Below are 10,216 nucleotides of genomic sequence, written 5' to 3'. Positions count from 1 at the left end.
CATTAAACCTAATATCGCTCCACAGTGGCAGTGGTATCCCGTCAGATTATCGCAGCCAGCCAGCCGGCAGCTGCTGGCAAGTTTAATTAGCCTGTTACCGGGCACCTGCAGTGCTCAGGTACAGCATCATCGGCAACGCACCAATCAGTTACTGTTACACGTGCTTGATCAGCATACAGACTGGCGCAAATCTGTAGCGGCGCTGGAACAGCAACTGGCTGGTCTGCTTTATCTTGAACATGTTGCGGAGGTCAGATCATGATGGCCATGGCTGTGGCATTGCTTGGCACTATGCTGCTTGGACTTTGGCGGGTCATTCAGGGCCCCGCGTTGCTTGACAGACTGCTGGCTGTGCAGTTATTTGGCACAACTGGCGTGGCATTGAGTCTGGTACTAGCCCATGCCCTGGAGCAGCCCGCGCTGCGTGATGTAGCATTGGTTATGGCCGTGCTGGCTGCAGCTGCACCGGCAGCATTAGTACAGCGTCTGAAAAACAGCAATAAATAAAATACGGTTTCGGCAACGGGTCGGAAGCTGGCAGAAGGATATGAAGGAAGCAGTATGAACCCCACCATCGAATTAACGCAGATTGGTAGCATTATCAGTACTTTACTACTGATAACAGGCCTGATTTTTTTTGTGGCCGGTAGCGTGGGTATGCTGCGATTTCCTGATAGTTTCAGTCGTTTGCATGCTGTTACCAAAGCAGATTCGCTTGGGCTCGGTTCGGTAATAGCCGGCTTAATGTTTTACTGTAACTGGTGGCAGAATGTGCTGATGCTCTTTACCTGGCTGCTGGTACTCGCTTCTGGTGCCGTCTCGTGTCAGTTACTGGCCCGTTTTTGCAAAGCAGCGGAAAAGCAGGGATGAGTTTGCTGTTATTCGATGCGATGCTATGTGCGTTGTTGTTAATGTTAGCGCTCTCCAGCATGTTAAGCCGGCAGTTGGTCGATGCGATAATCCTGTATATTGCATTTGGTTTATTGATGGCGCTGGCGTGGGCCAGACTTGCAGCCCCGGACTTAGCCCTGGCAGAGGCGGCAATTGGTGCCGGTCTGACCGGCGCGCTTTGCTTTACAGCGCTCGCCAGGCAAGGGCTACATGCGGCCGGACCTAAGCTTAGCAGGCAACAGCGCTTCTGGCCGGGGTTGTTTGTGCTGATTATGCTAACAGGGCTGCTGCTTTCCTTATTGCAATTGCAGGTTCAGTCCGGCCCGCTGCCTGCAGCTGTAGCAACACAGCTTGACAATAGTGGGGTGAGCCATCCGGTTACCGCCGTACTGCTTAATTTTCGTTCCTGGGATACCTTTATGGAGCTGGTGGTATTGTTGTCGGCTTTGCTGGGGACATTAAAAGTGACGCCGCCGCTAACCCAGCGGGGAAACTGGGCATTAAGCCGCAGCTGGAGCCAGCTTCTGGCACCGATCGTTATTTTTCTGGCCGGCTATGTATTGTGGGCCGGCGCCAGCCAGCCCGGCGGGGCCTTTCAGGCTGGTGCGCTGCTGGCTGCCGGGGCGGTGGTGCTGCGATTAAACAAACAACTTAACTGGTTGCACTGGCAAAATGGCTGGGTCAGGCTGCTGACGGTTATCGGCTTGCTGGTTTTCAGCTTGGTAGCGATAGTAGCCTGGCTGCTGCCCGTTATCCCGGCCAAGCCGGTATGGTTAGGTTGGCCCCCGGCTGTTGCCGGGGCAATTATTCTGCTGATTGAAACCTTTGCCAGCATTGCGATAGGCATAACACTGACCTTACTGGTTGTTGCCGAGCCGGCTAACCATCCTGCTGTGATAACCCATCAGCGGACAGAAGAGGGCGCCCATGGCTGAATTAATCGGTTCCGGTATATTGTACTATTTAACGTCAGCGGGCCTGATCGCCATTGGGGTTTATGGTTTTATTACCGGTCCTGAAATTCTACGGCGCATTCTGGCGCTGAATATTATCAGCGCTGGTATTTTTATGCTGATGATAGTGTTGGCATACCGTGGGGGGGCGAACCCTGCCATTACGACTGATGCTACCATTTTGGTCGACCCGATTTTGCACGCTCTGGTGTTAACCGGACTGGTGGTGGCTGTCAGCACCACTGCGTTTGCGCTGGCCTTGCTGGCCCGGGCAAAGCGCCATGCTGACGCGTCGGAGCAGCCATAATGATAGTGATGCTGCTGATGTTGCCATTGCTGGGCAGTCTGTTGATGATTATCCGCCCGGCGATAGCACCACTTCTGACCCTGGTTATAGCGGTTGCCAGCAATGTGCTGGCCCTGCAACTGTTGCAGCAGATCAGTGAAGAGGGCACGATGCAATGGTTGCTGGCGGGCTGGCCGGCAGGGCTTGGTATTGTCTGGCAGGCCGGTACTCTGACAGCATTGCTTATTTTGTTAACAACTGTCCTGCAGTTGCTGGTTGGCCTGTATGCCTTTGTTACGCATAAGCGCGATAAATTAGCGGCCGTTTTCTGGCCGCTTAGTAATCTTTTACAGTTTGGCCTGATAGCACTTTGGTTATCCCGGGATTTGTTTAATCTATATATATGCCTTGAGCTGCTGGGTCTGGTCGCCGTGGCGCTGGTCAGTCTGGCTGGCGGGAAAGCCATTAAGCCTGCTATTAATTATCTGTTGCTGTCATTGTTAGGATCCTTGTGTTACCTGCTTGGTGTGGTATTGCTGTATGGCATCCACGGCATACTGGACATCGCAACGCTGGCCAGCCAGTGGCAGGACAACCAGCTGAGCTATATCGCGCTGTTACTGATGAGTGGCGGTTTAATGCTAAAAGCAGCACTGTGGCCGTTACATCTGTGGTTACCCGGTGCACACAGCGCTGCACCCGCGCCGGTGAGTGCCTTATTATCGGCACTGGTGGTAAAAGGTCCGTTATATATACTTTGTCTTATCTGGATAAAACTTGCTGCTGTCCAGCAGGCCTCTGCGATGGCACCGTTGTTCATCGCTACCGGCATGGCTGCGCTGGTATTCGGCGGCTGGTCTGCACTGCGTACGCCTTTTGCCAAAACAATGGTGGCTTATTCCACGGTGGCACAATTGGGTTACGCGCTGCTGGCGCTTGGGTTTTTACTTAAGTTCAGTCATCCGTTATTTTTTGCTGCCTTGTGGTTGTTTGTGCTGTCGCATGCCTTAGCAAAAGCAGCCTGCTTTCTGGCCATCGGTGAGATAAGTGCAACCCTGGGGGGCAAGCGTTTAACTGCATTGAAAGGCGCCAGTCAGACGATGCCGCTGGCTATGTTTGCTTTTGCGCTGTCGGGTGTCAGCTTAATTGGCCTGCCACCAAGCGGCGGTTTTCTTGGCAAATGGACACTGGTACAAGGAATTTGGCAGCATCAGGGCCAGTTACTTTGGATGCTGCCACTGGTGTTAGTCACGTTATTATCTGCCGCTTATGTGATGCGGGTGGTCGTCTTAACCTTTGATCAGGCAAAGCCGGTGGCTCCGGATTTTGCACCAAAATTGTTACCGCAGTGGCTGGCATTGGTTCCGGCACTTGCCGTGTGTGGCATGGCATTTCTTAGCGAACCGCTGTTATTATTGTTGCAGGCGGACGCTTTATGAGCGCGTTCTGGTTAGAGTATTTACCGCTGGCAATTATTCTGAGCTCACTATTGCCGGGCTTAATTATTTTTGCCTTAAAAGAGCACCAGGTGAAGCTACGGATCACTCTCAATATGCTGGGAGCTGTTGTTAAACTGATCCTGGTTATTCTGATGTTACAGGCGGTAAAAGCAGGCCAGATTTTTTTCTTTAGCATCCCTTTTCTGCCTGGTGCAGATCTGGTTTTGCAAGGCGATGCACTCTCGTTATTATTTGTTGTGTTGTCGTCAGTGTTATGGCTGGCCACCACCGTTTATGCCATTGGTTATCTTGAGAACTCGCCCCTCCGTTCCCGCTTTTTTGGTTATTTCAGTTTATGCGTCAGTGCGACAGTCGGTTTGGCACTGGCCGGTAATCTGGTCACTTTTTTGCTGTTTTACGAGTTGCTGACGCTGGCAACCTTTCCCCTTGTGGTGCACCGGGGCACCGCGGAAGCGCTCAGCGCCGGCCGACGCTATCTGATCTATACCGTCAGCGGTGGTTTGCTGATTTTTATCGGTGTCGCGCTTTTGCATTCTCAGTTACAAAGCCCGTTATTTGCGCCTGGCGGTTATATTGATGGCATCATTACTGAACAGCGCTGGTTACTGACCATCACCTTTTGCCTGATGATCGCCGGTTTTGGGGTTAAAGCGGCCTTATTGCCGCTGCATGGCTGGTTACCCCAGGCCATGGTGGCGCCGGCTCCGGTCAGTGCCTTGCTGCATGCAGTGGCGGTGGTAAAAGCCGGTGCCTTTGGCATTATCCGCTTGGTCTATGATGTATATGGCAGCGACAGTATGCGGCAGTTGCAACTGGCGGAACCGTTAATGGTGTTAGCTGCCATCACTATCTTATATGGATCCTGGCGGGCACTGGCACAGCAGGATATAAAGCGCCGGCTGGCATACTCTACTATCAGCCAGGTTTCTTATATCACTGCTGGCGTAGCGATGCTGGGGCCGATAGCTGCGGTCGGTGGTCTGGTGCATCTGGTGCATCAGGGTGTTATGAAGATCACGCTATTTTTCTGTGCCGGCAATTTCGCTGAGACGCTCGGGGTACACAAAATTCATCAATTAAATGGTGCCGGGCGACGTATGCCCTTGACATCATTGGCTTTTACGCTCGGTGCGCTCGGGATGATAGGTATTCCGCCCACGGCGGGCTTTATCAGTAAATGGTATTTGGGCGTCGGGGCCGTTGAAACAGATCATCCGATGATGCTGCTGATATTTATCTTCTCCGGATTGTTAAATGCGGCCTATTTTCTGCCAATTCTGTATCGGTTGTGGTTTGTCCGTCAAACCACGCGCTGGCCGGCAGAGCGGTGTTTATCGAAGAGATTTGAAACTCACTGGACATTACTGCTGCCGATGTTGTTTACCGCCTTGCTGATTATATTGATGGGGTTATTTGCCAGTACCGGAGTCAGCCCGTTAAGTTGGGCAGAACTGATTGTTGGACGGGAGTTCAGGTATGATTGATTTATCCACCTGGCTCTGGCCCGGCGCAGGCTTAGGCCTGGTAACAGAGCTTCAGCAGCTGTGGTGGAACTTCAGCTTAAGTTTATGGCTGATTGCCGCGGCGTTCAGTGTCAGCTTTATGGCAAACACCGCGCACAAAGCACGCTACTGGTTGTTTTTCAGCCTGAGCTTCGCTGGTAATCTGCTGCTGATTGCCGCGCTCGATGCTGTCAGCTTTTATATTGGTTTTAGTTTGATGAGTTTGTCAGCTTATGGTCTGGTGGTACACAGCGGCCACAAAACCGCGCGCCGGGCAGGCCGGTTGTATCTGCAATTAGCCATAGTCGGTGAGTTTTTACTGCTGGCCGGCCTGATCCTGCGGGCCAGTGCCGCCGACGGCCAGTATGACTGGCAAAGCTGGCAGCAGATCCCGCTGGATCATCTGACCATTTTGCTGATTATCAGCGGACTGGGCCTGAAAGCGGGGTTCTGGCCACTGCATATCTGGTTGCCGCAGGCGCATCCTGCCGCCCCGGCCCCGGCCAGCGCAGTGCTGTCCGGCGCTATGATCAAAGCGGGAGTGCTGGGCTTAGTGGTGTTTTTACCGGCAGGCGATCCGCTGTTGCAGTACTGGGTACCTTATATGATAACCATCGGTTTTTGCTCTGCTTTTTTTGGCGTTGCTGCCAGTTTGTTATATCAGCAGCCAAAAATTATTCTGGCCTATTCGTCGGTCAGCCAGGTGGGATATATTCTGGTGCTGGTCGCGCTTTGCTGGACTGACAGTGCCGCGCTGGTTATTCCGGTACTAATGGCGTATGCCTCACATCATGCATTTGCCAAAGGTGCGTTGTTCTTATACGCCGGTTTAAATGCCCGCCACAAATTGCCCGCTGCCTGGCAACTGTTGTTCTGGCTACCCGCCCTGGCGTTGATGGCTTTACCTTTTAGCGGCGGCGCAGCAATAAAAACCGGTTTAAAAAATCTGCTTGGCACTGTGCCACTGCCAGGCTGGCTTAACGCAGATCTGCTGGTGATGCTGCTGTCTGTTGGTGCAGTGGCAACCGCCATTCTGTTTTTTCATTTAGCGGCCGCGCTGCGCCAACAGTGGCGAAGCCATCAGCAGCACACTGCAGCAGATTGGCAGTTATACTGGCAGGGGGGCTGCATTTTCATTGCGCTGCTGGTATTAGTCTGGCTGCCCTGGCACTGGCAGCCGCTGGCATTGTTAACTGAGAAAACCCTGAATCTGAAAGCACTCTATGCCTTATGCTGGCCGCTACTGCTTGCATTACTAGTGTTTACGGCGGTGCGCTGGCAGTCTCGCTGGCAACTAAGTTCGAGGTATTACGATAGACCGAGCATCGTCATATTATGGTCGTTAAAACTGAAACGAATGTACCAGCCGCAGCGCCAATGGCAGGCGGTGCGTTACCGGTTCAACTGGCGTAACGTTGAGCGCCTTGTTTACCGCTTCAGCCCTGGCGGAGTGATGGGCCCCAGTGCGCTACTGCTGCTTATGTTGCTGCTGCTGGCGAATCTGCTTTGGTAGTTAGCGGATCACGACGAGGGCAGAGCAGGGCCTTTAATCGAGATATAATCGACCATATTCTGGCGGATAGCGCCCTGTAAATCATCAGTCAGTGCCTGGCGCGCCAACGCAAACTCTGTGCGCAGGCCGGTTATCGCATACACCTGATTACGGCCATTTACTTTACTTAAATACAGCGCCATATCAGCAATCTGCAACACCCGCTCCCAGTTAAGGTCGTTTTCATCAATGCCAGAGAAAGGTAAATGAATAAAGCCGCCGCTGACACTAACCGGAATGATTTTGTCTTCATACTGCACCGGTTCGCTGGCAATAACCTGAAGGATCCGTTTACAGAATCCGCTCACTTGCTCTGGGGCAATGTCATCCAGATATAACAAAAACTCTTCGCCGCCCCAGCGAATTAACAGATCGCCCTCACGACATACACTGGTCAGGCGGGCACTGAGTTGCTTCAGCACTGCATCACCGGCCGCATGACCATAGGTATCATTAATTTTTTTAAAAAAATCAACGTCTAACAGTAAAAAGCCATTGGCTGAAGCACTGATATCGCTTTGGCGGCGGTTGAACTTAGTGCGCCGCTGCATATGTTCCTGCAGCGCGCGGCGGTTAAATAAACCGGTTAACGGGTCACGCAGCGACTGAAACTCCAGCTGTTTATTGGCCTCGCGTAACTTGCGGTTTGACTGGCGCACTTTGCGGTAAAGCTGGAATAGCAAAATGGCAGCAAACACTAATACCAGGGCAAACAAGCCGGTAAGCTGCTGCTGCAGTTTACGATTTTCCAACAGCTGCGCTTTTAAGTTGTTTTCCTGCTCTAAAATAGTAATCAGCTGAGACTTCGCTTTGGTATCGTAACGGTTTTGCAAGTCGCTGATACTTTTTTCCCGCTCTGCCGTTAATATCTCAGCCCTGAGCTCCAGTTGCTGCTGTAATGTCTGCGCCTGCAACTGATACTTGCCGACTGCCCCATAGGCTTTAGCCAGCCATTCCAGGGTTGATTCGTAGCCTGCTTTAGTATCGTTTTTCTTAAAATACTCAAGTGCATTTAACATTTTGGCCAGGCCACTGTCATGCTTGCCTTCCATAACCTCAATATAAGCCAGGTTAAAACCAATCAGTTTTTTGCTGTATTCATCATTAAGCGTCTCAGCCTGCTCAGCGGCCGTCAGTAAAATCTGTTTTGCTGCCGGATATTTTTCCTGGGACATATAAATAGAACCAAGATTATTCTGAAACGTCAGTACTAATGCCGGCTGATTATGCTGTTTTGCCGCAGCTAAACCCAGTTGATTAATGGCGATAGCGGCCTCTAAATCTTTTTGCTCCGCGACAATAAAGCCGAGCATTAAATACAGTTCAGGTAAAAATTGCTGAAACTGATATTTTTTGGCATCTGCTATCAGCTCTTCCGTCAGGGCTTTGGCTTCAGGCCACTTTTTTAAATCAGCATAGACCTGGGCAATCATATAATTCAGAAAGGAGCGACGGCGTAACGTCAGTTGATTATCGGTCTCGATAACCGCATCCAGCGCCTTGGTATAATGCTGTAAGGCCCGTTCATACTGACTATCGGCCTGAAACAGCCGGCCTAGCAGATTGTGCGCGTAGTAACGGATCCGCGGGACATCCGCTTCAGCCAGCATTAAATCAAGCCGGTCAGCTTTGAGGATGGCAGCGGATAATGCCTGCTGAGAGAACATAAACTCCATTTCGGTGGCGTATATTTCGCTCAGTATATTCGGGTCTTCTGTTTCAGCTATTAAGCCCAGCAGTTCAGCAAGCACGGCATCGGCCTGCAGTTGTTGTTGCTGAGCCAGCAATAAGCTTGCCTGATAGGATAGCAGCCGCACTTTACTGGCAAGTGCAATATCAGTGGTGGGATTAACATGATAGCGCTGGTATAAATCCTCTAAAAATACCTCGGACGCCTGGTAATCATTCAGAGCCAGCAGAATATATTGATCAAGTTGCTGTTCGAGTTGCGCCTCATCAGCTTGCTGCTGAGCAGAGACAGAATTTAAGCTTAAAGCCAGTAATAGCAGGATCACACCTGTCAGGCGGCTAAACAACAAGCTAACTAAAGCTGAAATAACATGCATGCAGTGGATCCAATCATTACTACTGATCAGAAGATAGCGTATTTTACAGACAATTACAGCTACTAATATGCTGCAATCTTAGGTTACGACCGAATATTTTCAGTTGCTTAGCGTTTTTAGCAGCTGATTAAAGCTATACTAACAACCGTGCTGTTTCACCCGGCAACATAATCTGCCGTAAGTTTCTGGAAGCGTTATGAGTACCGTTGAATATCTGTTTGTTATGTTACTGCTGGTGGCCGCCAGTTCATTTTTTTCAGTGTCCGAAATTGCCCTGGCCGCATCGCGCAAAATGCGCTTACGGCTGATGGCAACCCAGGGTGATATCAGTGCAGAAAAAGTGTTGCTGCTGCAGGAACAGCCCGGAAATTTTTTCACTGTGGTACAAATTGGCTTAAATGCCGTTGCTATTCTGGGTGGTATTTTAGGTGAGTCAGCCTTTACCCCTTACTTTTTATCTGTACTGACGGTCTTTGTTGACGCCAGCTGGGCACCGGCCGCGGCGTTTGGCTTATCGGTATTTTTTGTTACTTCATTGTTTATCTTATTTGCCGATTTAATGCCCAAGCGGCTGGCAATGATCGCCCCTGAGAAAATTGCAGTGAGAATTGTCCGGCCTATGTCACTGCTTATTTTGCTGCTGAAACCTTTTGTCTGGTTATTTAACGGCCTGGCCAATTTATTTTTCAGTTTGTTTAATGTGCCAACGATGCGCAAAGACGACATTACGCCTGACGATATTATGGCAATGATGGATGCCGGCGCCCAGGCCGGGGTATTGCAGCAGCATGAGCATCAGCTACTGGAGAACGTATTTGATATGGAGTCCCGCACGGTAACCTCGGCGATGACCGCGCGGGAGAGTTTAATTTTTTTTACTAATAATGAATCGCAGGACAATATCAAAGCCAAAATTGCCGAGCACCCGCATGCCAAGTTTATTGTCTGTGATGAGGTGCTGGACAGGGTCGCAGGCTATGTTGATACCCGGGATATTTTAATGCAGGTATTGCACGATCAGCCTATTTCGCTGAAAAAAGAGGGGATAGTGCGCTCACCGCTGATTATTCCTGATACTTTGTCGCTGTATGAAGTGCTGGAGCACTTTAAATCTACCGGCGTGGACTTTGCGATAATTATGAACGAATACGCTTTGGTGGTCGGTATTATTACGTTAAAGGATGTGATGAGTATCGTGATGGGCGAGCTGGTCAGTTCAGAGGAGGAGCAGATTGTAAAACGCGATGCTAATTCGTGGCTGGTCGAGGGCCTGACGCCGCTGGCCGATGTGATGCGGGTACTGGATATCGACAGTTTCCCCAACCCGGAAAACTATGAAACTATTGCCGGTTTTATGATGTTTACCCTGCGCAAGATCCCAAAGCGGACTGATTTCGTGCTGCACGGCGGCTATAAATTTGAAGTAGTCGATATCGACAGCTACAAAATTGACCAGTTGCTGGTTACCCGGATAGATAATCTGGAGCTCTGACATCAGGCCAGCTT

At 50.7% G+C, this 10,216-nt stretch carries 10 protein-coding genes; 9 read left to right on the top strand and 1 reads right to left on the bottom strand.

Features of this window, described 5'->3' with window-relative positions:
- The 8 genes from R3177_RS09680 to R3177_RS09645 form a co-directional block, all read left to right on the top strand.
- Positions 1 to 262: Na+/H+ antiporter subunit E (locus R3177_RS09680; protein ID WP_318970835.1), on the top strand; the 262-nt coding region annotated here is incomplete at its 5' end.
- Positions 259 to 507: a monovalent cation/H+ antiporter complex subunit F gene (locus R3177_RS09675; protein ID WP_318970834.1), complete on the top strand. Its 249-nt coding sequence runs from the start codon at positions 259 to 261 to the stop codon at positions 505 to 507. The genes R3177_RS09680 and R3177_RS09675, both read left to right, overlap by 4 nt.
- Before the next feature lie 54 nt (positions 508 to 561).
- Positions 562 to 870, top strand: coding sequence for a monovalent cation/H(+) antiporter subunit G (locus R3177_RS09670; RefSeq protein WP_318970833.1), 309 nt, complete (start codon positions 562 to 564; stop codon positions 868 to 870).
- Positions 867 to 1,826 carry a Na(+)/H(+) antiporter subunit B gene (locus tag R3177_RS09665; RefSeq protein ID WP_318970832.1) on the top strand — a complete coding sequence of 320 codons (960 nt, stop codon included), beginning with the start codon at positions 867 to 869 and terminating at the stop codon, positions 1,824 to 1,826. Before R3177_RS09670 ends, R3177_RS09665 begins: the two co-directional genes overlap by 4 nt.
- Positions 1,819 to 2,151, top strand: a complete 333-nt coding sequence (locus R3177_RS09660; RefSeq protein ID WP_318970831.1) for an NADH-quinone oxidoreductase subunit K — start codon at positions 1,819 to 1,821, stop codon at positions 2,149 to 2,151. Before R3177_RS09665 ends, R3177_RS09660 begins: the two co-directional genes overlap by 8 nt.
- Positions 2,151 to 3,569, top strand: coding sequence for a complex I subunit 5 family protein (locus tag R3177_RS09655; protein ID WP_318970830.1), 1,419 nt, complete (start codon positions 2,151 to 2,153; stop codon positions 3,567 to 3,569). Before R3177_RS09660 ends, R3177_RS09655 begins: the two co-directional genes overlap by 1 nt.
- The gene (locus R3177_RS09650; RefSeq protein ID WP_318970829.1) at positions 3,566 to 5,074 is read left to right on the top strand and encodes a complex I subunit 5 family protein; all 1,509 of its coding nucleotides are present in this window, start codon (positions 3,566 to 3,568) and stop codon (positions 5,072 to 5,074) included. Before R3177_RS09655 ends, R3177_RS09650 begins: the two co-directional genes overlap by 4 nt.
- Positions 5,067 to 6,605 carry a complex I subunit 5 family protein gene (locus tag R3177_RS09645; RefSeq protein WP_318970828.1) on the top strand — a complete coding sequence of 513 codons (1,539 nt, stop codon included), beginning with the start codon at positions 5,067 to 5,069 and terminating at the stop codon, positions 6,603 to 6,605. Before R3177_RS09650 ends, R3177_RS09645 begins: the two co-directional genes overlap by 8 nt.
- Positions 6,606 to 6,613: 8 nt before the next feature.
- On the opposite strand, the gene R3177_RS09640 is transcribed toward R3177_RS09645, so the two are convergent.
- Complete coding sequence (locus R3177_RS09640) at positions 6,614 to 8,710, bottom strand: GGDEF domain-containing protein (protein WP_318970827.1); 2,097 nt, start codon at positions 8,708 to 8,710, stop codon at positions 6,614 to 6,616.
- A gap of 196 nt (positions 8,711 to 8,906) precedes the next feature.
- On the opposite strand from R3177_RS09640, the gene R3177_RS09635 reads away from it, so the two are divergent.
- Positions 8,907 to 10,202 (top strand): hemolysin family protein, encoded by a 1,296-nt coding sequence (locus R3177_RS09635; RefSeq protein ID WP_318970826.1) that lies wholly within the window; start codon positions 8,907 to 8,909, stop codon positions 10,200 to 10,202.
- The last annotated feature ends 14 nt before the right edge of the window (positions 10,203 to 10,216 follow it).

It is taken from the genome of Arsukibacterium sp., from assembly GCF_033722355.1.
GTDB lineage: Bacteria > Pseudomonadota > Gammaproteobacteria > Enterobacterales > Alteromonadaceae > Alishewanella.
This window is presented reverse-complemented; position numbering and strand designations above follow the sequence as displayed.